Genomic DNA, 24,714 nt, shown 5'->3' on the forward strand with positions numbered 1-24,714 from the left:
CGCGCAGTAAGGCCGGCTGCCGCGTAAGTGGACAAGTTGCAGTGGTTCTCTGTTGTGGAGGGAAAGATCAGATTTAGGCGCCGGACGGGACCAACGCCAGCAGGACGGGCACCACGCCCAGGCAGATGAACGCCGGAAGCGAACACAGGCCAAGCGGGACCACCAGCTTGACGCCGAGGGACGCTGCCCGCTTTTCCGCTGCGCGGAACCTTTCCCTGCGAAGCCTGGCTGCCTGGGCGTAGAGAATCGCCGAAGAGGGCGCTCCGGTAAGAGCGGCGAACCCCAAGGCATCCCGCAACTCCAGAATCGCCGGCAGCCGGACGGCTGAGCTGCGCCAGGCGGTCTCCCAGTCGGCCCCTATCGCCAGCGCCGAAACCACTGGCCGGAGCGACTCGCGGTACTGGACGGACGCGGACGCCGAGACCAGGTCAAGGGAACGACCAATGCCGGACCCGGCGTCCAGCATGGCGGCAACGAGTTCAAGCATCATGGCGGTGTCCTGCAGGCCATCAGGGCCATCACGCGTCCTGGTCTTCCGGCCTGCGGATCGTTGATGGGATCCTGCGCGGCCCAGAGCATCAGCACCGTGAACAGCGGACAGGGCGATCAGCCGTTTGCGGGCGCGGTCCTTCCCTGTGCAGATAAGGCATGCTGCCGTGGCCAGAATGGTTATGAGCGGGAGCGCCTGCAGCAAGGGTTCGGTCATGGCCGGCCCGCACCTGCTGCTGCCGCCACCAACCGCGCGGACCACACCCGGCCGGCCACGGTGAGGGCAATGCCGGCGACGAGCGCCGCCAGTCCCAGTGGCGTGCCCAGCAGAATGGCCAGCGGATCAACGCCGAGAGCCATGCCAAGTCCCAGTCCCATCAGTGGAAGCCAGGTCAGCAGCCTGACGGTCGCCTTGGGCCCTGCGAGCGCCGTCTGCCGTGCGGCATCGGCATCGTCCTCCACTTCCAGCTGCGCCGCGAACCTTGTCAGTACGTCGGCCAGGGGGCAGCCACTTGCTTCCGCGATGTCAAAGCACGCGGCCAGCTGGGACCAGATCCGGCATTCCCGGTCCGTGCGCGGAAAAGCCGCAGGCACTGAGCGCCTGATGGCCTCCGACACGGGAGCCCCGGTCCCCGCGGCGGCGCGGGCGGCAGCCAGCATGGCCCCTGATCCCTTGGTCAGCCCGGTAGCCTGCTGCCCCGCAGTTGGGCCGTCAGAGGGGGTCTGGCTGCCCCCGCCGTATACGAACCACAGCTCGTCCCACAGCCGGCCCGGCGTCCGCCCTCCTTTCAGCAGCGCGGCCAACTGCTGCACCACCAGGGTCATCGGCACCGCCGAACCTTGACTTGCCGCACCCGGACCTGCCGAACCCGAACGTGCCGCCTTACCGGCTCCCGGCCTGACCCGCAGCACCAGGCGGGCCCACGGACTGCCAGGAGCTGACGAAGCACCGCCGGCAGTGGCACGGCGAAACCTTGCTGCCGCACTCCGGGGCGGGCGAAGGACCAACAGCACAGCCAGCGCCAGGGCTGCCACCAGGACAACCGTCACAGGCCCGGACCCGGTTCCAGTCCCAGCCGCCCGGCGAGGGCAGGCCATGCGGGCCCGGGAGCAGCCACGCCGTCCCGGGATTCGAGGGCAGGCAGGACGCGAAGCCCGTGGGGACCGTCTTCGATCAGGCCGAGGCAGGTCACTTCCCTGCCGCGGATGGTCCTTTCAACGTGGACCACCACGTCCAGGGCGCTGGCGGCCTGGAGCCGGACGCCGTCCGGGCTCAGTCCGGCGAGGGCGCCAAGTGCCGTGAGCCGGGCCGGAACCGCGGTGGCGGTGTTGGCGTGGATGGTGCCGCCTCCACCGCTGTGCCCGGTGTTCATCGCCGTCAGCAATTCCCGGACCTCGGCGCCGCGGCACTCTCCCACCACCAGCCGGTCGGGCCGCATGCGCAGGGCCTGCCGGACGAGCTCGCCCAGGCCCACTTCACCGCCGCCTTCAAGATTCCCGTGCCGGGATTCGAGGGAAACCACGTGCGGGTGGACCGGGTTGAGCTCGGAAGCATCCTCTATGAGGACCAGCCTCTCCTCCGGCGCACAGAGTCCCAGCAGAGCGGACAACAGCGTGGTCTTGCCGGAACCGGTGGCACCACTGATCAGGAAGCTCAGCCGTAGTGTCAGCACCCGTTCCAGAACGTCCCTCATGTGGGGGCTGAACATGCCGGCCACCTGCAGCTCTTCCATGCTGAATACCCGCTCCCGCCGGATCCTGACGCTGAGCAGTGTTCCTGCCGTGGACACCGGCGGCAGCACCGCGTGGACGCGGTAGCCGCCGGCCAGCCGCACATCCACGCAGGGAGATCCGTCATCCAGGCGCCGCCCGCCCGCAGCAACAAGCCTGCAGGCCAGCGCCCGCAACTGGGCTTCATCACCGAACGCCACCGGGACGCGCTCGATGCCCCGGCCGCGGTCCACCCACACCGAGTCCGGAGCGTTCACGAAGATGTCCGTGACTCCCGGATCACGGGTGAGTGCCTGGAGGGGTCCGAGTCCGTTCAGCTCGGCGCTGATGCGTTCCACCGCCGCGAGCGAACCGGCCGTGCCCAGCAGCTTGCCGGTGGCCTGCACCGCGGCCGCCACCCGGGACGGCGTCACAGCGCCGGCTTCGGCCATCATGGACTCGCGGACCGATTCCAGCAGCCCGGCGTCAACGGGCTGGCGTTCCCTCTGGCGGGGGTCGCGGCGCGGGTCCCTGCGCTTGCTTCCACCGGACTGGCTGTCACGAAGTGGGCTTCCACCGGACTGGCCTTCCATCAGCCGGGCATGCCGCCGCAGCCCGTCGGCGGTGCCGGAGCCGCGCGGGCTTTGCTGCGTCATCCGAGCTCCCCGGCGGACAATTCGTCACCGAGAGAATCGAGCACGGCCGCAGCAAAATGCCGCACGTTGCGCCGCTTCCCGAGTTCCAGGAGGCGGCCTGACTCCATGGCCGCAGCCACGCCGCGGAGCTCAGGGACGCGGGCCTGCACGGGAAGACCGACGGCCTCGGAAATAAGTGTGCCGTCCAGCGCAGCCCCCGGCCGTCCCCGGACAAGGAGCCCGGCCTCAACGGGCGGGAACTCGTGAAGCAGCCGCACCGCTGCCACGGCCGCCTTCAGCTGGGCTGGAACCACCATCATGATCCGGTCGCAGTCCCAGGCGTAGGATTGGAGCGGTCCGGCTCCCCTGCCGATGTCCAGCACCACCAGCTCATATCCCCTGCGTGCGGCGTCAAGCACCCCGGTGGTGGTGGGTGCGGCCACCGGCACGGGCTGTTCCCGGCTTGCGGGCCACGAGAGGAACGAGAATCCTCCCGAGACGGGCAGTGAATCCGACAGTTGGCTTGAATCGATGCTGCCCCGCGCTTCGGAGAGATCGGGCCAGCGCAGGCCGGGGCTTTCCTCGGCGGCCAAGGCGAGTTCGATTCCGCCGCCCCACGGGTCACCGTCAATGAGCAGCACCCGTGCCCCCATCCGCGCAGCCGCCTGAGCTATCCAGACCGCAGCCGTGGTGGCTCCCGCCCCGCCGCATCCGCCCGTTACGCCGAGGATGATCCCGCCGGGGCCGGGCGCACGGGAGCGGCTGAGGTGGTCCGCGAGCCACGCCGCGGCATCGGGAAGCACCGCCACCCGCTCGGCCCCGAGCGCCGCAGCGAGGTGCCAGAGGCTGTCGCCTTCACCATCCAGGCCGACCAGGACCGCCGGTGCCCGCCGCCGGGGCGGCAACTCGCGGATGTCGCTTCCCACCAGGACCGCTGCTGCGCCATCCCAGTGCCGGGCGCCTTCCAACGCGTCGCCAACAACACGAAGACGCGCACCGGCCGCCGCCACGATGCGCTCCACCTCCCCGCGCAAAACGGAAGATGAGCTCACCAGCAGCACCTCTTCCGCGCTGTCCGGCAACCAGGCGTCGGGTGGCCCGCCCAAGCCCGCATGCAAACCCGGCGGCCCCGGCAGGAGCCCGACATCAGGGTGCCGGGATGCGAGCCCGGCAAGGCCCGGATCAGGGTGGGAGGGGGTCAACTGATGCCTGCTCATGGACCCACTGTCCGCTCCCCTGCCCGGAGGGATAAGGAGGCCAGTGCCGTATGTGCACAAAGCGGCCTCCACGGGCCCTGTGCAGGAAGAGTCCCGGCGGCAAGCACCCGCGGGAGACAAGGCAGAATTGGAACATGTACCTGCTGCTCGCCGCCCATCCCTCCGGCGCGGTCCTGCAGGAACTCACCAAGGCCGGGCACCCCCACCCGGACAATCCGGAACCAAGGCTCATCGCCGAGGGTGAACTGGCCGACATCGTCCTCGGATTGGAACGCAGGCCACGCGCAGGGCAACCTCCACGCTGGATCTGGCACCGCACCCAGGACTGGTACCCCACCCTGCTGGCGCGCGGAGTGGAACTCGAGCGCTGTTATGACCTGGGCCTCTGCGGGAATATCCTCGCCCTCTCCCAGTTCACCGCCCACACTGACTACGCCAGGAACGCGGAGAAGGTCACCCTGGATGACCCGGAGCAGGACGCCCTGTTCGATGATCTGGCAACCGGTTCCAGACCAAGCTTTACCCTTGAGGACCTCCGCATCGAGTACGCGGCCCAGCAGGAGGCCCTGGCCGCCGTAAGCCCGGAGGAGAACCGCCGCAACCGGCTCCAGCTCCTGCTGGCCGCAGAATCCGCCGGCGCCATGATCGCGGCGGAAATGCAGCATGCCGGCGTCCCCTGGCGGGAGGACCTGCACGCGGAAATCCTGGCCGACTACCTGGGTCCGCGCCCGCCTCTGGGCCACCGCCCGGCCAAACTTGAGGCACTCAACGTCGAACTGCGGGGGCTCCTGAAGGCGCCCGCGCTCAATCCGGATTCCCCACAGGAACTCATCCGCGCGCTGCACCGGAACGGCATCGAGGTGAAGAGCACCCGCCAGTGGGAGCTGAAGGAGTCGAACCACCCCGCCATCGGGCCGCTGCTTGCCTACAAGAAGCTCTCACGGCTGCACACGGCGAACGGCTGGGCCTGGCTGGACGCGTGGGTGGCGGGCGGCCGGTTCCGGCCGGAATACGTGGTGGGCGGGGTGGTCTCGGGCCGCTGGGCGTCGCGCGGCGGAGGTGCCCTGCAGATTCCCCGCCAGATCCGCGGCGCCGTCCATGCCGATCCCGGCTACAAGCTGATCGTGGCCGACGCTTCGCAGCTTGAACCGCGCGTCCTGGTGGCACTGGCGCAGGATTCAGTCATGGCCGAGGCCGCCCGGGACCAGGACCTCTACGCGGGCATCGCCGCGAAGGGGTTCGGCGGCGACCGCGCCAAGGCGAAAGTGGCACTGCTGGGCGCCATGTACGGCGCCACCTCGGGCGAGGCCGGCCGCCTCATGCCGCAGCTGACCAGGACTTATCCGCGGGCAGTGGGTTTCGTGGAGCAGGCTGCCCGCGCCGGCGAGGCCGGCGCGGCCGTCACCACCCGGCTGGGCCGCAGCAGCCCTCCCCCCTCGGAGCGGTGGTTCCAAAGCCAGCGTCCGGCGTCGGCCGAGGAGCAGCGGCGCGCCGAATCGATCGCCCGTTCCAGGGGGCGTTTCACGCGGAACTTCGTGGTCCAGGGCTCGGCCGCGGACTGGGCGGCGTGCTGGCTGGCGGAATTACGACGGCGGCTGCGCACCTTGCGCACGGAAGGTACCGCCAGGGCGGAGCTCGTGTTCTTCCTCCACGACGAGGTGATGGTCCACGCACCTGTCCACCAGGTGGATGCTTGTATCACCGCGATAGAGGACGCCGCGGGCGCCGCCAAGGAACTGTTGTTCGGGCGCATCCCGGTGGAGTTTCCGGTGAGCGTTGCCGTGGTGGATTCCTACAACAACGCCAAGTGAAAGCGCATCCCTCGGCACGCCTTCGAGCCCTCTTACGCGACGTTTGTCGAGAAAAGTAACCTACCCGGCAGTAGCTCGCCGCGGCAGCGTGACGCGGGTTACAGTCTTGAAGGCGACTGAAGAAGCAGTCCATTTTGGTGCAACGACGCATACCAAGGGGAGATCCGGCACATGGCGGGCAGGTTTGAAATTCATCGGGTAGGGGACGAGTCGTACCGGCTTCGGCTCACGGACGCAGAAGGCAACATCGTGGCCGTCTCACCAAACTTCAAGTCCCTCAGTACGCTGCTGGAGGGCATCAAGGCCATGCGTGAAAATGCAGCCACCGGCATTGTGGTGGATTTGCGCCAGCAGCAGGCGTAACACCTAGACACCTATCGGGTGGACCCGGCTCCGATCCCACGGGACGGCCCAGCCAAGCTGTTCAAAGAGTCCGTTGAGGACAATGCCGGTAAACCCCCAGACCACCACGCCGTTGACGGTGAAGGCCGGACTATCGAAAGTCCGCCCGGCCCGGTGGGCCGTGGCCATGACCCGGTTGTCCGGATCCAGCAGGTCACGGACAGGAACCCGGAACACCTGCGCGGACTCGGCATAGTCCACCACACGGACCGGTGACGGCGAACGCCACCACCCGAGGACAGGGGTGACCAGGAAGTTGCTGTGGGCCAGGCCCAGCTCCTGCAGCCTGCCCAGGACTTCGACGCCGTCCACGTCGAGTCCCGTTTCTTCCACGGCCTCCCGCAGTGCCGCCTGTACCGGCGTTTCCCTGGCGTCAATGGAGCCGCCGGGAAACGCCACCTGCCCCGGGTGCGAGTCCAGGGTGTGCGCGCGTTCCAGCAGGAGCACGTCCAGGTCCGCCGGGGCCAGAGGTTTGTCCGACGCGGCCGGGACGTTATCAAGCGCACCGAACAGCATCAGGACCGCAGCCCTGCGCGCCCGGCGGGCATCGACGGTCAGGGCCGCCCAGAGGGGGTCCGGGGCGGATGCCGATCCCGACTCTGCCTTCCGCGCCAGGTTGATCAGGTCTTCGCGGGCGCTCACTGGATCCTCTTTTGGGATTCCATCCTGATTTCGGCTGCCCGGTGGGTCTCGGCCTGCAATTGGGCCAGCAGGGCTTCATTGCCCGGAGCGAGTTCATACTTCAGCAGCTTGGCCGCCTTGGCCGAGTCTGTTTCGCCCAGCCCGTAGCTGGGGCACCAGTTGGCCACCGGGCACGCACCGCAGGCGGGCCTGCGGGAATGGCACACCCGCCGCCCGTGGAACACCACCCGGTGGGAGAGCATGGTCCAGTCCCGTTTCTCGAAGAGCTCGGCGACGTCGTATTCGATCTGGACCGGGTCCTCGGACTGCGTCCAGCCGAACCGGCGGGCCAGGCGGCCAAAGTGGGTGTCCACCGTGATTCCCGGGACCCCGAAGGCGTTGCCCAGCACCACGTTGGCGGTCTTCCGGCCCACCCCGGGGAGCGTGACCAGGTCCTCCAGCCTGCCGGGGACAACGCCGTTGTACTCGTCTACCAGGCGGGTGCACAACGCCACCAGGCTTCGCGTTTTGGCGCGGAAGAAACCGGTGGCTTTGATGATCTCTTCGATTGCGGCGGGATCCGCTTCCGCCATCGCCCGCGGGTCGGGGTAGCGCGCGAACAGCAGCGGAGTGACCTGGTTGACTGTGACGTCGGTGGTCTGTGCCGACAGGACGGTGGCCACCAGCAGTTCGAACGGGTTGCGGAAATCGAGTTCCGCGTGCGCGTAGGGGTATTTCTCGGCCAGGGCCCTGTTGATCCGGCGTGCCCGCCTCTTCAGCCCGAGCAGGGACTCCGACGAGACCACCGGCATTCCCGCGGCCTGGGCGGGCGGCACACCGCCGGCCCCAGCCGCCGGTGCGGTGCTGCCGGCCAGTGGAGCTTTGGCGGCCCGGGGAGAGGCCATTTCCTAGCCGCGCTCGATATTGCTGAGGTCGCGCAGCACGCCCAGGCGACCATCGGTGTGCTGGACCAGGAACTCGTGCCCGCGGTCCTCGAGCGCCAACACCCAGCCGCCGGGCTCGATCACGAACGCCGGGGCGCCGGTGCGGGGGTCGAAAGCGGTGCGGTGCTGGGCCACGGCGAACCAGAAGGCCTCGTGGATGGGCTGCTCGTCCTCCTCCGGGCGGCTGGCCGGGTCCACGGTCGCCCCGATGGGAACGTCGGCGCGGACCTGCGGGTGGACGGCCGTTGCGGCCGGCGGCTGCCACGAGCCCTGCGCAGCGGATGCAGCAGCGGCGGGAGTGCCGCCATCGTGGTTGCCTGCAGTTCCCTGCCCGGCAGACGGGGCCGCAACTGCGGAAGCGCCCGCTCCTGAGGCGGCGCCTGAAGCAACGCCCGCACCGGCAGCCGCAGCGCCCGAGGACGGGATATCTGCCAGTTGCGTCTCTTCCGCGGCGGGGGCGGCAGCAGGACGGACGACGTCGGACGCCTGGGTTGCAGGCCCCGAGTCAGCTTTGGCGCCGAAATCGGAGGCTTCGGGCGCCGTGGAAACGGGTGCGGGGCCGGTGGAGACAGGCGCCGGAGCCGCGGCAGGCGCCCCGGCCGCCGCAGCGGCGGGAGCACCGGCAGCCGTGGCAACTGCGGCTGTGGCCGGCGCATGGTTGGTTGCCGGCTCATTGTTGGTGGCGGGCGCGTGCGTGGCACCGGTCTGGACTGCGGAAGAGCCGGCACCGGCGCCGCTGAACAGGCCGCCCTTGGAGAAGAGGGGCTTGGAAGCAGATTCGGCCTTGGGCTTCTTGGGAGCGCGCGGCTTCTGGAAGGGAACGGCAGCTTCCCGCGCCACCACGTGCGCCGGGGCTTCCGCGCGTCCCTGGAAGTCGGGCGAGACGTACGGGAGGAAGCGTCCCAGGACCGTGGCGGCGAACAGAACCAGGGACCCGATCAGGCCAACCAGCAGGCTGGGAACATACGCGCCGGCAATGGAAAGGAAAAAGAACGCCACGGCGAAGGAAGCCGCCACGGAAGCGAACTGGTCGATCGAGAGCGACCCGATCCGGATTTTGGTGCCGGGCGCCAGCCGGCGTGCGGCGAACAAAGCACTCACAATCAGGGGCAGGATGATGCCCAGGCCCAGGAAAAAGAGATTGTTCAGGTTCCAGAGGTTGTACCGGCCACCGAAGATGGGCAGCAGGGACGCAACGAACAAAATGAGGGTGGCAGCAAAGACTGCCAGGTCCCGGATGGTGAACGGACCGAGCACTGCCTGGTGGGCATTGGCGCCCTTGCCTCCGGACGGTGCCGGCTGGCCTGCCCCGTCGGCCGGCGCGGTGGTGCTGCCGGAACCCGCAACGGTGTCAGGGCCTGTTTTCTGGCCGAAGCTCTGCTGGTTCATTCTGTTCTCCTTAGCGTGGCGGCACCGGGGCTGGTGGCCCCGAAACCGTGCCGTCGTACAGCGGTTCCCTCCCTTCCCGGGCGCTTGCGCACCCGGGAAGGGAGGGGCCGAAGTGAAGTCACAATTCCATCTCAGCCTAGTCAACAGCCTGACTGATCACTAGCTGGACGCGGCCCCGGAGGGCTGGCTGTTACCGCAGGTTCCACCATTCACCGCTTAATAAATGCCGCTCGCGGGCCCGTCTGTGACAGCGCACACATGCGCCGCCGGGCAAGCATTAGTCTTGATTCCGGAACAGCTCTTTGCGGAAAGTCCGTGATCAGCCGGTGCCCGGCGTCGTGCAGGCGGCGGAGCCCGGCCGGCGGCGGATGCCCGCGCAGCAAAGATCGATGAATGATGAGGTTCACATGTCCCAGGACACTTCAAGCTCCACGGCCACCGCTCCCGCCGGCTCCGGACAGGGCGCACAGGCCGGCCAGCAGGGCGATGCCTTCGAAAACCTGCTGCACGAGACCCGGACGTTTCCGCCTACTCCGGAGTTCGCCGCTGACGCAGTGATCAAGGCAGGCGAATATGACGAGGCCGCGGCTGACCGGCCGGCGTTCTGGGCAAAGCAGGCCCGCGAACTGCTGACCTGGAGCAAGGACTTTGACCAGCCGCTGGACTGGTCCAACCCGCCCTTCGCCAAGTGGTTCGTGGGTGGGGAAGTCAATGCCGCGTACAACGCCCTGGACCGGCATGTGGAGGCCGGGCGCGGCGACCGGGTGGCCATCTATTTCGAGGGCGAACCGGGCGATACCCGGACCTACACTTATGCCCAGCTCACCGAAGAGGTGAAGAAGGCCGCCAACGCGTTCGAATCCCTCGGCGTCGCTAAGGGCGACCGCGTGGCGGTGTACCTGCCCATGATTCCGGAAGCTGTGATCACGCTCCTGGCCTGCGCCCGGATCGGCGCGGTGCATTCGGTGGTGTTCGGCGGCTTCTCCGCGGATGCCCTGCGGTCCAGGATCGAGGACGCCGAGGCCAAACTGGTGGTCACCGCTGACGGCACGTACCGCCGCGGCAAGCCCAGTGCCCTGAAGAGCGCTGTGGACGAGGCGCTGGCCAACGATGGCCACACCGTGCAGAACGTGGTGGTGGTCAAGCGCAACGGCCAGGACGTGGACTGGAGCGAGGGCCGGGACCACTGGTGGGCCGATACCGTGGAGGCCGCCTCCGCCGAGCACACCGCCGTGGGACATGATTCCGAGCACCCTTTGTTCATCCTGTACACCTCCGGCACCACCGGACGGCCTAAGGGCATCCTGCACACCACCGGCGGGTACCTCACCCAGACCGCCTACACGCACAAGGCAGTGTTCGACCTGCACCCGGAAACGGACGTGTACTGGTGCACGGCCGACGTCGGCTGGGTCACCGGTCACTCCTACGTCACCTATGCCCCGCTCATCAACGGCGCCACCCAGGTCCTGTACGAAGGCACCCCGGATTCCCCGCACCAGGGCCGCTGGTGGGAGATTGTGGAGAAGTACAAGGTCTCCATCCTGTACACCGCCCCCACCGCGATCCGGACGTTCATGAAGTGGGGCCGGGAGATCCCGGACAAGTACGATCTGTCCTCCATCCGGGTGCTGGGCTCCGTAGGCGAGCCCATCAACCCGGAAGCGTGGATGTGGTACCGCAAGGTGATCGGCGGGGACAAGGCCCCCATCGTGGACACCTGGTGGCAGACGGAAACCGGGGCACAGATGATCGCCCCTCTTCCCGGCGTCACCGCAACCAAGCCCGGCTCCGCCCAGGTCCCGCTGCCCGGCATCGCCGTGGACGTGGTGGACGAACTCGGCGAATCCGTCCCCGACGGGCACGGCGGCTTCCTGGTCATCCGCGAACCGTGGCCGGCGATGCTCCGCGGCATCTGGGGCGACCCCGAACGCTTCAAGGACACCTACTGGTCCCGGTTCGACGCGATGTATTTCGCCGGCGACGGCGCCAAAAAGGACGAAGACGGCGACATCTGGCTCCTGGGCCGGGTGGACGATGTCATGAACGTCTCCGGGCACCGGCTCTCCACCACCGAGATCGAATCCGCCCTGGTGTCCCACCCGGCCGTGGCCGAAGCAGCCGTGGTGGGCGCCGCGGACGAGACCACCGGCCAGGCCGTCGTCGCGTTCGTCATCCTCCGTGGTGACGCCGCCAACAACGGCGACGACACCGTCCAGGAACTCCGCACCCACGTGGGCAAGGAAATCGGCCCCATCGCCAAGCCGAAGAACATCCTCGTGGTTCCGGAACTGCCCAAGACCCGCTCCGGCAAGATCATGCGCCGCCTCCTCAAGGACGTCGCCGAAGGCCGCGACCCCGGCGACGCCACCACGCTGTCGGACCCCACGATCATGCAGCAGATTGCGCAGTCGCTCAGAAAGTAACAGTGGCTGATTATCAGCTCCTACGCTGCCGAGTGGCCCCGCTTTCCCCCGATTTCACGGGAAAAGCGGGGCCACTCCCCGTTTGTGACGATTCAAAAGAATCGGCCGTTCAAAATGTTATTTCCCGTTCTTCCATGTTCTGTTTTGCACGGTTATAGTCAGACTCAATGTGAGGTGTCTCACATGCGGCTATTTTTCAAGGGAGAGAACATGGCTTCACAGTTTGATGCGTCGGCGACTGCCTTCCCGAGCAGGCGGACCATCCTTAAAACCGTCGGCGTAGGCGCGGCAGGCCTGGCCGGCAGCCCGTTCCTCGCAGCTTGTACTGGCGGAAGCGGCCCTACCGCCACCGGATCGGACTCCCCTGGCCTGACCTTTGGTTCCGGCTCTTCCGACGACGTCCCCAAGCGGGCCTACCAGGCTGTCACCGACGCCTTCACAGCCAAGACCGGCAAAAAAGTCACCACCAACGTGGTCCCCCACAATGACTTCCAGAACAAGATCAACTCCTACCTGCAGGGCTCCCCGGACGATACCTTCACCTGGTTCGCCGGCTACCGCATGCAGTACTACGCAGGCAAGGGACTCCTGGCGCCCATCGACGACGTCTGGGAAACCATCGGCGGCAACTACTCCGATGCCCTCAAGAAAGCCTCCACGGGCCCGGACGGCAAGATGTACTTCGTCCCCAACTACAACTACCCGTGGGGCTTCTTCTACCGGAAGAGCCTCTGGGCCGAAAAGGGGTACGAGGTGCCGGAAACCTTCGACGCCCTCAAAACCCTCGCCGCGAAAATGCAGGCGGACGGCATCATTCCGATCGGCTTCGCCGACAAGGACGGCTGGCCGGCCATGGGAACCTTCGACTACATCAACATGAGGCTCAACGGCTACCAGTTCCACGTGGACCTGTGCGCGCATAAGGAATCCTGGGACCAGCAAAAGGTCAGCGCGGTCTTTGACACCTGGTCGGCGCTCCTCCCCTTCCAGGATCCGGCAGCACTTGGCCAGACCTGGCAGGACGCCGCCAAGGCGCTCGAAGCCAAAAAGACCGGCATGTACCTGCTCGGTTCCTTCGTCACCCAGCAGTTCACCGACCCGGCAGTCCTGGCGGACATCGATTTCTTCGCATTTCCTGAGATTGCCGTGGAAGGCCGCGACGCCGTCGAAGCCCCCATCGACGGCCTCCTGCTGTCCAAGAAGGGCGGCGAGAACAAAACGGCCCGCGACTTCATGGCGTACCTCGGCACCCCCGAGGCCCAGGACACCTACTCCGCCGTCGACCCGTCCAACATCGCCACCGCCAAGGGAACGGACACTTCCAAGTTCAGCCCGCTCAACAAGAAGTGCGCCGAGACCATCGCCGACGCGAAGTTCATCAGCCAGTTCTTCGACCGTGACGCCCTGCCCGCGATGGCCAACAACGTGATGATCCCGGCCCTGCAAAGCTTCATCAAGGACGGCAAGATGGACGTCAAAAACCTTGAGGCGCAGGCCAAGACGCTGTACGCCGCGCAGTAGGTCCAGGCAGCACTTCCAGCCCTTCCGCGCCGTTTCAACGGCGACCCGCAGGGAAGGGAACGAGGACGGCGGCACAGGCTCCCGCCGTCGTCGTCCCCTTCCAGCGTCCGCACCAACAAAGGGAAGACTTCCATGAGCAGCACCGCACAAGAACTGATCCCGCCGGAAGCGCGGGAACCGGGCGGCGGCCGGATCCGCCGGAGCAAAGGCGGGCGGGTCCGCCGCCTGACCGGACGGGACAAAGTGGTCCTGTCGCTGATGGTGGGAATCCCCACCCTGATCGAACTGTGCCTGGTCTGGCTGCCCACGCTGATGTCCGTGGGGCTCAGCTTCAGCAGGTGGAACGGGCTGGACCTGGCCGACATCCGCCCTGCCGGCACGGACAACTACCAATACATCACCCAGGACTACCCGCCCTTCTGGCCGGCGGTGCAGCACAACCTGCTGTGGCTGCTGTTCCTGGCACTGATTGCCACGCCGCTGGGCCTGCTGCTCGCCGTGCTGCTGGACCAGAACATCCGCGGCAGCAAGATCTACCAGAGCATCTTCTTCGCACCGGTAATGCTCTCCCTCGCCCTCATCGGCATCATCTGGCAGCTCTTCTACCAGCGCGACAACGGGCTCCTGAACTTCCTCCTCGGCACCGCCGGGACACCGCGGGCGGTGGACTGGTTCGGGGATTCCTCCGTGAACATCTGGGCTGCGATGATCGCCGCGACCTGGCGGCATGCCGGGTACGTCATGCTCCTGTACCTTGCCGGGCTGAAGGGCGTGGACCCCAGCCTGAAGGAGGCCGCGGCCATCGACGGCGCCAACTCCGTGCAGACCTTCTTCCGGGTGGTGTTCCCGGCCATGCGTCCCATCAACATCGTCATCGTGGTGATCACCATCATCGAATCGCTGCGCGCCTTTGACGTGGTCTACGTCATTAACCGCGGCACCAACGGCCTGGAAATGCTCAGCGCCCTGGTGATCCAGAACCTCGTGGGCGAAGGGCAGGTGATAGGCGTCGGCTCGGCGCTGGCAGTGGTGCTGCTGGTCATCTCCCTGGTCCCGATCGTCTTCTACCTCAGCCGCACCTTCGGCAAGGAGAACAGAGCATGAGCACCGCCACAGCCCGCGCCGGCCGCACCTCCGCTGCAGCTGCACTGCGCTCCGGCAGCAAAACCAAACGCCACTACGGGACCCACATCTTCCTGGCTGTTATGGCAGTGATGTGGCTGATTCCGCTGGGCTGGTCGCTGTACACCGCGCTCCGTCCCGTGGCATCGACGAACCAGTATGGCTATTTCAGCTTTGCGGGCAGCTTCAATTTCGACAATTTTGCCCAGGCCTGGACCCAGGGCGGGTTTGCCACGTACTTCTGGAACTCGGTCATCATCACCGTCCCGGCCGTCCTGCTGACCCTGTTCCTCGCCTCCCTGATGGCTTTCGCCGTGAGCCGGGTGAGCTGGAGATTCAACATCACGCTGCTGATCATGTTCACCGCCGGCAACCTGCTTCCGCCGCAGGTCCTGGCCGCCCCGCTGTTCGAGATGGCGAAGCACTTCCAGGTGCCGTACTCGTTCAGCGACTCCGGAAACATGCTGAATACCTACATTGTGGTGATCGCTGTCAACACGGCGTTCCAGATGGGTTTCTGCACCTTTGTGCTGTCCAACTACATGAAGGCACTCTCCGCGGACCTCACCGAAGCCGCGCTGGTGGACGGGGCCGGCATCTGGCGGCAGTACCGGGAAATCATCATGCCGCTGTGCCGGCCCGCGTTCGCAGCGCTCGGCACCCTCCAGGTCATCTTCATCTACAACGACTACTTCTGGCCCCTGATCTTTATCCAAAGCGGCAACCGGCTTCCCATCACCACGGCCATCAACAACCTCCAGGGGGAGTTCCTGAGCAACTACAACCTGCTGGCGGCGGGCGCCGTCATCACCGTCATCCCCACGCTGGTGATCTACCTGCTCCTGCAACGGCAGTTTGTTGCGGGCCTGACTCTCGGTTCCAGCAAGGGGTAGACCATCATGGAACACAACGGAACATAACCCTCCGGCCTCAGCAGCACGAAAGGAACTCCATGCTCCCCGCAGCACGCCACCAGGCAATCGTGGACGTCGTCCAGCGCGAACGGGTTGTCCGCGTCTCGGACCTCGCCCAGCAACTGGGCGTTTCGCTGATGACTGTCCGCCGGGATATCGAGCTCCTGGAGGAAGTCGGGAAGCTGGAGCGGATCCACGGCGGCGCCAAGCTTCCCGGCGACGCCAGCACCCACGAGCCCGGCTTCGAGCTGAAATCCACCCAGCTGACCTCGGAGAAGCGGGCCATCGCCGTTGAAGCGGCCGCGCTGGTCCAGGAAGGAATGGCCGTTGGTTTGAGTGCAGGGACCACCACGTGGGCCCTCGCCCAAGAACTGGTGAACGGTCCGCAGATCACGGTGGTGACCAACTCGGTCCGGATCGCCGACCTGTTCCACCACGCGGCGTCAACTGGCGCTGCCCGCTACAGCTCCACGGTGATCCTGATCGGCGGCCAGCGCACGCCGTCGGACGCCTTGGTGGGCCCCATCGCCACCAGCGCGTTGAAGCAGCTGCACCTGGACCTGCTGTTCCTGGGTGTCCACGGCATGGACGCCGTGGCCGGCTTCACCACCCCCAACCTCCTGGAAGCCGAAACGAACCGGGCCTTTGTGGCGGCAGCACGGAAAACCGTGGTGCTCGCGGACCACACCAAGTGGGGGGTGCTGGGCATCAGTTCCATCGCGTCGCTGGAGGAAGTGGACGAGGTGATCAGCGACCCCGGGCTGGGCGCCGAGGCGCAACGTGTACTGCAGGAGAAGGTGGGGAGGCTGCGGCTCGCTGCCGCCTAGGGGCTGGGCGATCAAGGCCGGCCAGGCCACTGCAACCCTTGTCAGGGGCAGCCGCAGGACTGCCGGACCTGCAACTCGGCCGGGAAGATCAGGTGTTCGGATTCCTTGCCACGGTGGGCGCCGATCAGGGCACTGACGGCGGCCTCGGCCATGGCCTTTGCCGGTTGCTTCACCGTAGTGAGCGGCGGCCAGCTGTACTCCGCCTCAGCCGAACCGTCGAAGGACGCCAGGGCGATGTCCCGGGGAATCGACAGTCCCGCCTCGTGGAGGGCCCGGAGGATCCCCACCGCCTGCAGGTCCGAGGTGGAAAAGATCGCCGTCGGACGGTTGGCGGCGGCCAGGAGGCGTTTGCCTGCGGCATAGCCGCCTTCGCGGGTGAAGGGGGTGCGGACAATGGGGCCCTCGGGCAGGCCGGCGTCGGCCAGGGCCTGCAGCCACCCCTCTTCACGGCCGTCGTAGAAGTTTCCGGTGTTGGTACCCATGGCCAGGGCGATGTTGGTGTGTCCGTGGCCGATCAGGTGCTCAACGGCCGCTTTCGCTCCGGCCACCAGGTCCACGCCCACGCTGTTGTAGCCGGGGGCATCGGCACTGTGGTTCAGAAGGACAACGGGGATTTCCGCCGATTCGAGGTCTGCCAGGCCAGGCTCCATCAGCACGCTGGAAAGGATTACCCCGTCCACTTGGCGCGCCGCAAGGTTGCGGACGTTCCGGAGTTCCTTGGCCAGGTTTCCGTCCGAGTTGGTCAGCACCAGGGCGTAGCCCAGTTCCGCGGCGGCGTCTTCCACGGCGTGGGCCAGGAGTGAGAAGAAGGGGTTGCTGTTGTCCGGGATGACCAGCCCGATGGTTTCGCTGGATCCCAATTTCAGGGCCCGCGCTGCAGCGTTGGGCCGGTAGCCCAGCCTGCGGATCGCATCCTGGACTTTCGCTTCGGTGGCGGGGGCCACCTTCTTCGGCCCGCCGTTGACCACATAACTCACGACGGCGGTGCTGACGCCCGCGAAGCGGGCAACATCCTTGCGCGTCACCGGCCCGCGCGGCGCCGGCACAGCCGAAGTGGTCATGGAGTACATGCTAGCTACCAGTTGCCCGGGGCGTCGCCAAAGTCGCGGATGGGCAGCCGCGCGCCATTCTGCTGGGCCGACTGGTGGGCCACGATTCCGGGCAGGGTGAAACGTGCCGCTACCCAGGCGTTCACCGGGGGCAGGGTGCCCGCGTTGACCGCAGTGACGAAGTCGTCCACCAGGAAATGGTGGCTGCCCTCATGGCCGTTGGGCGCACCGCGGAACTCCTCCGGCAGCCGTTCCACGTCATGGACGGGAGAAAGCCCGGAGACAAACGCGTCGCGGAGCTCGGGGGCGACGTTGGCCAGGGAGGGGTCCTCCAGGGACATGCTGGGCCGCGTTTCGAGCTGCTCCGAAATGTCGTGGACGTTGACCTTGTCCTGCCAGACGGTGACCTTTGCGAGCTGCTCGAAGCTTGCCTCGGTGCCGAAGAACCGGAACCGGGACTCGCGGATGTGGGACGGATAGCCCACGCGGCGCATCTCGTTGGTGCGCATCACGCCGCCGTCGTTCAGTTCAAAGAGTGCCGTGGCGTTGGAAAAGTCGTTGCCGAACATACTGACGTCCTTGTCGAACACGCCGTCGTTGCGGTCGTCCCGCACCCCTACGCAGCTGACGCTCACGGCATGCGCCGGGACGGCACCCAGCACTCCCCCGATGGCGTGCGTGGGGTAGAGCATCGGCGGGTAGCTGGCGGTCTCCTTCCAGCGCTCACCGCCGCTGTACTGGTAGGCGTCATAGAAGCCCAGGTCCATGTCGTGGACGTAGTCGCCCTCGGAGTAGAAGATCCGGCCGAACCGGCCGGCAGCCTGCTGCCCCCGGGCGTACACCGTAGCGGGGTTGTAGTAGCTGGTCTCCCCCATCATGTACACCAGCCGGGTTTCGCGCACGGCGTCGATGATCCGCGCGATCTCCTCTTCCGAAATGGCCATGGGGACCGCCGAGTACACATGCTTGCCCGCCCGGAGCGCCTTCTCCACCAGCGGGCCGTGGGTCCAGCGCTGGGTAAAGATCGCCACCGCGTCGATATCGGACGCGAGCAGTTCCTCAAAGCTCTCCTTGGATCCGGCGAGGTGGTACCGCTCCACGGCTTCGGCGGCGCGCTCGGGCCGCTCGTCCACCACATAGACGTTGCTGACGCCCGGGTGGAGGTTGAAGAGGTGTGCGAACTGTCCGCCGAACTGGCCTGCGCCGAGTACGCCGATCGAAAACGTCATTGTCTGCCTTCCTGCGTTGCGGGAGCGAAAGGGTAAGCGCTCTCCGTCAGTCAGCCCAGTGTTGCACCGGCTTCTACTCGAGTCAACTACCGGGAAACGGGAATTATTCGGGCAAATAAAAGATGAAAAGTAACTCTTGCCACCCCTAATCTACTCGTGTAGATTGCTCTTCAAGTTGTTACCACCGTCACAGTCAGGAAAGGGTCGAAGATGACCACCCTTGCCAAACACTCAAGATCTGTTTCGCCTGCCGCAGACAAACCCCAGCGGAACGGCGGCCTCCGCCAGCTCGGCGACCTGAAGATCGCACTGCTTTTCATCGCCCCGGCCATGATCGGGTTCATCGTCTTCTACGTGGTTCCCACCATCCGCGGCGTGTACCTGAGCTTCACCGAATACAACATCCTGGGAGACCCGGAATGGATCGGCGTGGAGAACTACGCCGCCATCGCCAAGGACCCGCTCTTCTGGAACTCGCTGGCGGTCACCGGACAGTACGTTTTCCTCAACATCGTCCTCCAGACCGCACTGGCCCTGGGACTGGCCCTCCTGATGCACAATGTGGCCAAATCCACCATCATCCGCGGCACCCTGCTGCTGCCGTACCTGATGTCCAACGTCATCGCCGCGCTGCTGTGGTTCTGGATGCTCGACTACCAGATCGGCGTGGTGAACCAGTTCATCGAATGGGCAGGCCTTCCCCGCGTGGCGTTCTTCGGCAGTGAAGCGTGGGCCATCCCCACCCAGGCCCTGATCAACACCTGGCGGCACATGGGCTACACGGCGCTGCTGATCTTCGCCGGCCTCCAGGCCATCCCCGGCCACGTGTACGAGGTGGCGAAACTGGACGGCGCCTCAGCTTTCCAAACCTTCCGGAAGATCACCATTCCCCTGCTGCGTCCCGTCCTGGTACTGGTCCTGGTGGTGACGGTGATCGGCTCCTTCCAGGTCTTCGACACCGTCGCCGTTACCTCCGGAGGCGGACCTGTCAACGCCACCCGCGTCATCCAGTACTACATCTACCAGCGCGCCTTCACCGAGTCGGACTTCGGCTACGGATCCGCCATCGCCGTCATTCTCTTCCTCATCCTCGCCCTGGTGGCCTTCATCCAAATGAAGTTCCTCAAGGGCAACGAGTCGGACCTGGACTAAGGAATTCCCATGACCACCACCGCAAGCCGCGCCCCGCTCACCAAGCCGGCCAGCCGCCGTCGTCCGTTCAACCCACGCCGCGCCGGCGCCTGGGCACTCCTGGTCCTCGCTATCGCCGTCTCGGTCCTGCCCTTCCTCTGGGTACTCCGCACAGCACTGTCCACCAACAACGCGCTGGCCACCAACGCCACCAGCCTGCTGCCGGCGGAGTTCAGCTTCGGCGCCTTCAAACGGGTCTTCGGGCTCCAGTCAGCGGCGGAGGCCGTGGCAGAAGGAGGGTCCGGGGCACAGATCGACTTCTGGCTCTACCTGCGGAACTCGCTCATCTTCTCCTCCGTCACCACCGCGGGCGCCGTCTTCTTCAGCGCCATGGCCGCCTACGCGTTCGCCCGGCTGCGCTGGAAGGGCCGGAACGCCGTCTTCAGCCTTTTCCTCGGCACCATGCTGGTCCCACCGATCTTCACCGCACTGCCCAACTTCCTGCTCATCAAGAACCTGGACCTGCTCAACACGATGCTCGGCATGGTCCTGCCTTACCTCTTTATGACCCCCTTCGCCATCTTCTTCCTGCGGCAGTTCTTCCTGAACATGTCCCGCGAGGTGGAAGAGGCAGCGATGCTCGACGGCGCCAAGCACCTGCGGATCTTCTTCCAGATCATCCTGCCCAACGCCGCAGCCCCCATCGCCACGCTGGCCCTGCTCACCTTCATCGGCCAGTGGAACGAATACTTCTGGCCCCTGCTGGTGGGCTCCCAGGACGACGTCCGCGTGCTACAGGTGGGCCTGGGCGTCTTCAAGTCCCAGTCCCCGCAGGGCGCCCCGGACTGGTCCGGCCTGATGGCCGCGACCCTCATCTCGGCCCTGCCGGTGCTGATCCTCTTCGCCGCCTTCGGCAAGAAGATCGTCAACTCCATCGGCTTCTCCGGCATCAAGTAACCACCCCGCCATCCCTTCCCACCCGAAACGGAAAGTAGAACCATGAAGAAAACCCTCGGCGCCGTCGCCGTTGCTGCCGCTGTGGCACTGTCCCTGTCCGCCTGCAGCGGATCCTCCTCCTCCGCAGAATCCGCCAAGGGCGAGATCAGCTACTGGCTCTGGGACGCCAACCAGCTCCCCGCCTACCAACAGTGCGCTGACGACTTCACCAAGGCCAACCCGGACATCAAGGTCAAGATCACCCAGCGCGGCTGGGACGACTACTGGTCCACCCTCACCAACGGGTTCGTGGGCGGTACCGCTCCGGACGTGTTCACCAACCACCTGGGACGCTACGGCGAACTGGCCGAAAACAAGCAGCTGCTGGCCATCGACGACGCCGTCAAGAAGGACAACATCGACCTCAGCGGCTACAACGAGGGCCTCGCCGATCTCTGGGTGGGCCAGGACGGCAAGCGCTACGGCCTGCCCAAGGACTGGGACACCATCGGCCTCTTCTACAACAAGGCCATGCTGGCCGGCGCCGGCGTCACCGAGGACCAGATGAAGAACCTCACCTGGAACCCCGAAGACGGCGGCAGCTACGAAAAGGTCATCGCGCACCTCACCGTGGACAAGAGCGGCAAGCGCGGCGACGAGCCCGGCTTCGACAAGAACAACGTCCAGGTCTACGGCCTGGGGCTCAACGGCGGCGGCGACTCCTCGGGCCAGACCGAGTGGAGCTACCTCACCAACACCACCGGCTGGTCCCACACGGACAAGAACCCTTGGGGCACCCACTACAACTACGACGACCCCAAGTTCCAGGAAAGCATGACCTGGTTCGCAGGCCTCGCCGAGAAGGGTTACATGCCCAAGCTCGAAACCACCGTAGGCGCAGCCATGGCTGACACCTTCGCGGCAGGCAAGTCTGCCATCAACGCCCACGGCTCGTGGATGATCGGGCAGTACACCGGTTACAAGGGCATCGAAGTGGGCATCGCCCCCACTCCCGTCGGTCCCGAGGGTGAGCGCGCCTCAATGTTCAACGGACTGGCGGACTCCGTCTGGGCCGGCACCAAAAAGAAGGACGCCTCCATCAAGTGGGTGGAATACCTCGCCTCGGCTGACTGCCAGGACGTTGTAGCCTCCAAGGCAGTGGTCTTCCCGGCGCTCAAGGCATCCTCGGACAAGGCTGCCGAAGCATTCGCCGCGAAGGGCGTGGACGTCAGCGCCTTCACCGAGCACGTCAAGAACAAGACCACCTTCCTGTACCCCATCACAGACAACACCGCGAAGGTCAAGGGCATCATGGAACCTGCCATGGACGCCGTGGTCTCCGGCAAGGCGCCCGCAAGTTCCCTCACCCAGGCCAACGAACAGGTCAACGCCCTCTTCAAGTAGGCCCCATTCGTGGCTGCGTATGTGGTCGCAGCCACCGTGGCTGGATGCCGCCGTTTCGTTCTCGCGCGGCGGCATCCAGCCACCCCTTCCCTTGCCTTCCCTCCCGTGCGTAACTTAAGACGCGCCCCTTGAACACTGAAAGAGATCCTATGGACCCCCTCCACCTCCGTTCCGCCGGCACCAGCCTGGTGATCAGCACCAGCCACGGGGAGGCCGAGATCATCCATTGGGGTGCGGACCTTGGCAGCACCCTTCCGGACCTCGCCATCCTGGGCGAGCCTGTCCCCCACTCCGCCATCGACGCCACCGTTCCCGCCGGCCTCCTGCCCCAGGCCTCCTCCAGCTGGCGCGGCCGCCCGGGCCTGCGCGGGCACCGCATTGCCGACGGCGTCTCCGGACTCGACTTCTCCCCGCGCCTGCGCACCGTGGCAGCACGCGTCGAGGGCACCACCGCAGTGATCACCCAGGCTGACGCGGAGGCGGGCCTCAGCGTCGAGTCCACCCTTTCACTGCACGACGGCGGCCTGCTGGAACTACGGCACACGCTCACCAATGACGGCACCACCCCTTACCAGCTGGACGAACTGGCGACCATCCTCCCGGTGGCGCCGGACGCCGTCGAACTCCTTGACCTGACCGGCCGCTGGTGCCGGGAAAACCACCCGCAGCGCCGCGCCATCCAGCAGGGCACCTGGGTGCGGACCGGCCGGCACGGCCGCACCGGGCACGACTCCTCCCTGCTGCTCGCCGCCGGCACCCCCGGTTTCGGCAACCGGCACGGCAAGGTCTGGGCCACCCACCTGGCGTGGAGCGGCAACCACGAACAGTTCACCGACACTATCGGCGACGGCCGCACCATGATCGGCGGCTCCGAACTCCTGGGACCGGCCGAGGTCGTCCTCGAACCGCAGGGCAGCTACACCACCCCTGCGCTGTTCGCCGCGTACTCGGACCGCGGACTGGACGGCATCAGCGAAGCGTTCTACAGCTGGTTCCGGGCCCGCCCGCATCACGTGCTTACCGCCGCCGGCGGCGGGAAACCCCGCCCCGTGGTGCTGAACACCTGGGAAGCCGTCTACTTCGACCACAACCTCCCCACCCTGATCGAACTCGCGGACTCCGCAGCGGAGCTCGGCGTGGAACGCTTTGTGCTCGACGACGGCTGGTTCCGCGGACGCCGCGACGACCACGCCGGGCTCGGTGACTGGTATGTGGACGAAACCCTGTGGCCGCAGGGGCTGACGCCCCTGGTCGACGCCGTCACCTCCCGTGGCATGGAATTCGGTCTGTGGGTGGAACCGGAAATGGTCAACCTCAACTCCGATATAGCCCGCGCGCACCCGGAGTGGATCGTGGGCCCGGCTGCCCTGTCCCACAAGGACGGCGGGCGCCTGCCGCTGGAATGGCGGAACCAGCACGTCATCGACCTGGTCAACCCCGACGCCTGGCAGTACATTTTCGACCGCATCGACGCCCTGCTGCGGGGGAACAACATCAGCTACCTGAAGTGGGACCAGAACCGGGACCTGCTGGAGCACGGCCACGCCGGGCGACCCTCTGTCCACGAACAGACCCTCGCCGCGTACCGCCTGTTCGACGAGCTCAAGAAGGCGCATCCCGGCGTCGAAATCGAAAGCTGCTCCTCGGGCGGCGGCCGCGTGGACCTGGGGATTCTGGAGCGGACGGACCGGATCTGGGCCTCGGACTGCAACGACGCCCTGGAGCGGCAGAATATCCAGCGCTGGACCGGGCTGGTGGTTCCGCCGGAGCTGGTGGGTGGGCACATCGGGCCCACCACCTCGCACACCACGGCCCGTACACACGATCTGTCCTTCCGCGCCATCACCGCGCTGTTCGGGCACTTCGGCATGGAGTGGGACGTCCGGCAGGCCACCGGTGCCGAGCGTGAGGAACTCAAACGGTTCATCGGCCTGTACAAGGAGCACCGGGACCTGATCCACAGCGGACGGATGGTCCGCGCAGACCTTGCGGACGAATCACTGATGCTGCACGGCACCGTAGCTGCGTCTGCACCTGAGGCTGGGACGACCGCGGCCCTGTTCGCATTGGTCAGCACGCGCACCGCCTTCGCCGAGCAGCCGGGCAGGATAGCCATCCCGGGCCTTGAGCAGGACCGCGACTACCGGGTGGAAGCCATCTTCCCGGCCCCGGGCGACGCAGACTACGGCCAAAGTTTCACGCAGGTCCAGCCGCCGGCCTGGCTTGCTGACGGAGCTGTGGCGAATGGCCGTTTCTTTGCAGAGGTTGGCCTGCCCATGCCCATCCTGAACCCTGAGCACGCGCTGCTCCTGCGGTTCACGGCTCTCTAGGCACGAAGCAACGCGGGGTTACTTTACGCCCATCCGGGACCCCGGATGGGGCCCAAAGTGACCCCGCGTTGCTGTTTGTAAGGGGGAACGGCAGGTGCCGTAAGAAATGCGCGGCTTGCCATGGCAGGCGCTAGATTTGCAACCATGACTGAAGCCACCACCGCAGCGAGCCGCGGCACCATCCTGGTAATCAACGGACCCAACCTGAACCTGCTGGGCACCCGTGAACCGGAAAAGTACGGCACCTCCACCCTGTCCGATGTGGAGGACCTTGCCGCCCGCACCGCGCAGGCACATGGCTTTGCGGCGGAGTGTGTCCAGTCGAACCACGAGGGCGTGCTGCTCGACGCCATCCACGGCGCCCGGGAGTCCGCCGTCGGCATTGTCCTGAACGCCGGTGCCTTCACGCACACATCTGTGGCGCTCCGTGATGCCCTCGCGGCCGTGCAGCTGCCCGCCGTCGAAGTCCACATCACCAATGTGCACCAGCGTGAGGAATTCCGGCACCATTCGTTCCTGTCGCCGGTGTGCTCGGCTGTGATCGTGGGGGCAGGGGTGTTCGGCTACAAGCTGGCCATCGACTACCTGGCGGAAGTCCTCTAAGGCG

The 24,714-nt window shown here is 66.4% G+C and carries 21 protein-coding genes; 12 read left to right on the forward strand and 9 right to left on the reverse strand.

The window, feature by feature from the left end; translation table 11 throughout:
• Positions 1 to 73: 73 nt before the first annotated feature.
• From BACI348_RS17355 to ssd, 4 genes are read right to left on the reverse strand one after another with little or no spacing between them, the layout of a single operon-like run.
• The gene (locus tag BACI348_RS17355; protein ID WP_159828364.1) at positions 74 to 706 is read right to left on the reverse strand and encodes a type II secretion system F family protein; all 633 of its coding nucleotides are present in this window, start codon (positions 704 to 706) and stop codon (positions 74 to 76) included.
• Entirely contained in the window at positions 703 to 1,539 is an 837-nt protein-coding gene (locus BACI348_RS17360) for a type II secretion system F family protein (RefSeq protein ID WP_159828367.1), read from the reverse strand. Before BACI348_RS17360 ends, BACI348_RS17355 begins: the two co-directional genes overlap by 4 nt.
• Positions 1,536 to 2,855 carry a TadA family conjugal transfer-associated ATPase gene (locus BACI348_RS17365; RefSeq protein ID WP_236557614.1) on the reverse strand — a complete coding sequence of 440 codons (1,320 nt, stop codon included), beginning with the start codon at positions 2,853 to 2,855 and terminating at the stop codon, positions 1,536 to 1,538. Before BACI348_RS17365 ends, BACI348_RS17360 begins: the two co-directional genes overlap by 4 nt.
• Positions 2,852 to 4,051 (reverse strand): septum site-determining protein Ssd, encoded by a 1,200-nt coding sequence (gene ssd / locus BACI348_RS17370; RefSeq protein WP_159828369.1) that lies wholly within the window; start codon positions 4,049 to 4,051, stop codon positions 2,852 to 2,854. Before ssd ends, BACI348_RS17365 begins: the two co-directional genes overlap by 4 nt.
• Positions 4,052 to 4,185: 134 nt before the next feature.
• Between ssd and BACI348_RS17375 the strand changes: the two genes are divergently transcribed.
• Positions 4,186 to 5,862, forward strand: coding sequence for a bifunctional 3'-5' exonuclease/DNA polymerase (locus BACI348_RS17375; RefSeq protein ID WP_159828372.1), 1,677 nt, complete (start codon positions 4,186 to 4,188; stop codon positions 5,860 to 5,862).
• Positions 5,863 to 6,033: 171 nt separating this feature from the next.
• Positions 6,034 to 6,225, forward strand: a complete 192-nt coding sequence (locus BACI348_RS17380) for a YegP family protein (RefSeq protein WP_159828375.1) — start codon at positions 6,034 to 6,036, stop codon at positions 6,223 to 6,225.
• Positions 6,226 to 6,228: 3 nt separating this feature from the next.
• On the opposite strand, the gene BACI348_RS17385 is transcribed toward BACI348_RS17380, so the two are convergent.
• The 3 genes from BACI348_RS17385 to BACI348_RS17395 all read right to left on the reverse strand — a co-directional run bounded on the left by BACI348_RS17385 (position 6,229) and on the right by BACI348_RS17395 (position 9,218).
• Complete coding sequence (locus tag BACI348_RS17385; protein WP_201298445.1) at positions 6,229 to 6,906, reverse strand: NUDIX hydrolase; 678 nt, start codon at positions 6,904 to 6,906, stop codon at positions 6,229 to 6,231.
• Positions 6,903 to 7,697, reverse strand: coding sequence for an endonuclease III (gene nth / locus BACI348_RS17390; protein WP_159830276.1), 795 nt, complete (start codon positions 7,695 to 7,697; stop codon positions 6,903 to 6,905). The genes BACI348_RS17385 and nth overlap by 4 nt, the downstream gene beginning before the upstream one ends.
• A 96-nt stretch (positions 7,698 to 7,793) precedes the next feature.
• Positions 7,794 to 9,218 carry a hypothetical protein gene (locus BACI348_RS17395; protein ID WP_159828378.1) on the reverse strand — a complete coding sequence of 475 codons (1,425 nt, stop codon included), beginning with the start codon at positions 9,216 to 9,218 and terminating at the stop codon, positions 7,794 to 7,796.
• A 407-nt stretch (positions 9,219 to 9,625) separates the two neighbouring features.
• Between BACI348_RS17395 and acs the strand changes: the two genes are divergently transcribed.
• The 5 genes from acs to BACI348_RS17420 all read left to right on the forward strand — a co-directional run bounded on the left by acs (position 9,626) and on the right by BACI348_RS17420 (position 16,028).
• Complete coding sequence (gene acs / locus BACI348_RS17400) at positions 9,626 to 11,644, forward strand: acetate--CoA ligase (RefSeq protein WP_159830278.1); 2,019 nt, start codon at positions 9,626 to 9,628, stop codon at positions 11,642 to 11,644.
• A 210-nt stretch (positions 11,645 to 11,854) separates the two neighbouring features.
• The gene (locus BACI348_RS17405) at positions 11,855 to 13,165 is read left to right on the forward strand and encodes an ABC transporter substrate-binding protein (RefSeq protein ID WP_236557615.1); all 1,311 of its coding nucleotides are present in this window, start codon (positions 11,855 to 11,857) and stop codon (positions 13,163 to 13,165) included.
• A 132-nt stretch (positions 13,166 to 13,297) separates the two neighbouring features.
• Complete coding sequence (locus tag BACI348_RS17410) at positions 13,298 to 14,269, forward strand: carbohydrate ABC transporter permease (protein WP_159828384.1); 972 nt, start codon at positions 13,298 to 13,300, stop codon at positions 14,267 to 14,269.
• The gene (locus tag BACI348_RS17415) at positions 14,266 to 15,180 is read left to right on the forward strand and encodes a carbohydrate ABC transporter permease (RefSeq protein ID WP_159828387.1); all 915 of its coding nucleotides are present in this window, start codon (positions 14,266 to 14,268) and stop codon (positions 15,178 to 15,180) included. Before BACI348_RS17410 ends, BACI348_RS17415 begins: the two co-directional genes overlap by 4 nt.
• 59 nt (positions 15,181 to 15,239) lie before the next feature.
• Positions 15,240 to 16,028 carry a DeoR/GlpR family DNA-binding transcription regulator gene (locus tag BACI348_RS17420; protein ID WP_159828390.1) on the forward strand — a complete coding sequence of 263 codons (789 nt, stop codon included), beginning with the start codon at positions 15,240 to 15,242 and terminating at the stop codon, positions 16,026 to 16,028.
• Between the two features lie 41 nt (positions 16,029 to 16,069).
• On the opposite strand, the gene BACI348_RS17425 is transcribed toward BACI348_RS17420, so the two are convergent.
• Together BACI348_RS17425 and BACI348_RS17430 are read right to left on the reverse strand one after the other, a co-directional pair.
• Positions 16,070 to 17,098: a LacI family DNA-binding transcriptional regulator gene (locus tag BACI348_RS17425; RefSeq protein ID WP_442858510.1), complete on the reverse strand. Its 1,029-nt coding sequence runs from the start codon at positions 17,096 to 17,098 to the stop codon at positions 16,070 to 16,072.
• Positions 17,099 to 17,103: 5 nt separating this feature from the next.
• Positions 17,104 to 18,306, reverse strand: coding sequence for a Gfo/Idh/MocA family protein (locus BACI348_RS17430; protein WP_159828396.1), 1,203 nt, complete (start codon positions 18,304 to 18,306; stop codon positions 17,104 to 17,106).
• Between the two features lie 210 nt (positions 18,307 to 18,516).
• On the opposite strand from BACI348_RS17430, the gene BACI348_RS17435 reads away from it, so the two are divergent.
• From BACI348_RS17435 to aroQ, 5 genes are all read left to right on the forward strand, one after another.
• Positions 18,517 to 19,458: a carbohydrate ABC transporter permease gene (locus BACI348_RS17435; RefSeq protein WP_159828399.1), complete on the forward strand. Its 942-nt coding sequence runs from the start codon at positions 18,517 to 18,519 to the stop codon at positions 19,456 to 19,458.
• Between the two features lie 9 nt (positions 19,459 to 19,467).
• A complete protein-coding gene (locus BACI348_RS17440; protein ID WP_159828402.1) occupies positions 19,468 to 20,394 on the forward strand; it encodes a carbohydrate ABC transporter permease in 927 nt (308 codons plus the stop codon).
• 42 nt (positions 20,395 to 20,436) lie between these two features.
• Positions 20,437 to 21,777 carry an ABC transporter substrate-binding protein gene (locus tag BACI348_RS17445; RefSeq protein WP_159828405.1) on the forward strand — a complete coding sequence of 447 codons (1,341 nt, stop codon included), beginning with the start codon at positions 20,437 to 20,439 and terminating at the stop codon, positions 21,775 to 21,777.
• A gap of 149 nt (positions 21,778 to 21,926) precedes the next feature.
• On the forward strand, positions 21,927 to 24,107 hold the full coding sequence (locus tag BACI348_RS17450) for an alpha-galactosidase (RefSeq protein WP_159828408.1): 2,181 nt from the start codon (positions 21,927 to 21,929) through the stop codon (positions 24,105 to 24,107).
• Between the two features lie 144 nt (positions 24,108 to 24,251).
• Positions 24,252 to 24,710, forward strand: a complete 459-nt coding sequence (gene aroQ / locus BACI348_RS17455; RefSeq protein ID WP_159828411.1) for a type II 3-dehydroquinate dehydratase — start codon at positions 24,252 to 24,254, stop codon at positions 24,708 to 24,710.
• Positions 24,711 to 24,714: the final 4 nt, after the last annotated feature.

The organism is Arthrobacter sp. 9AX, assembly GCF_902506095.1.
Lineage (GTDB): Bacteria > Actinomycetota > Actinomycetes > Actinomycetales > Micrococcaceae > Arthrobacter.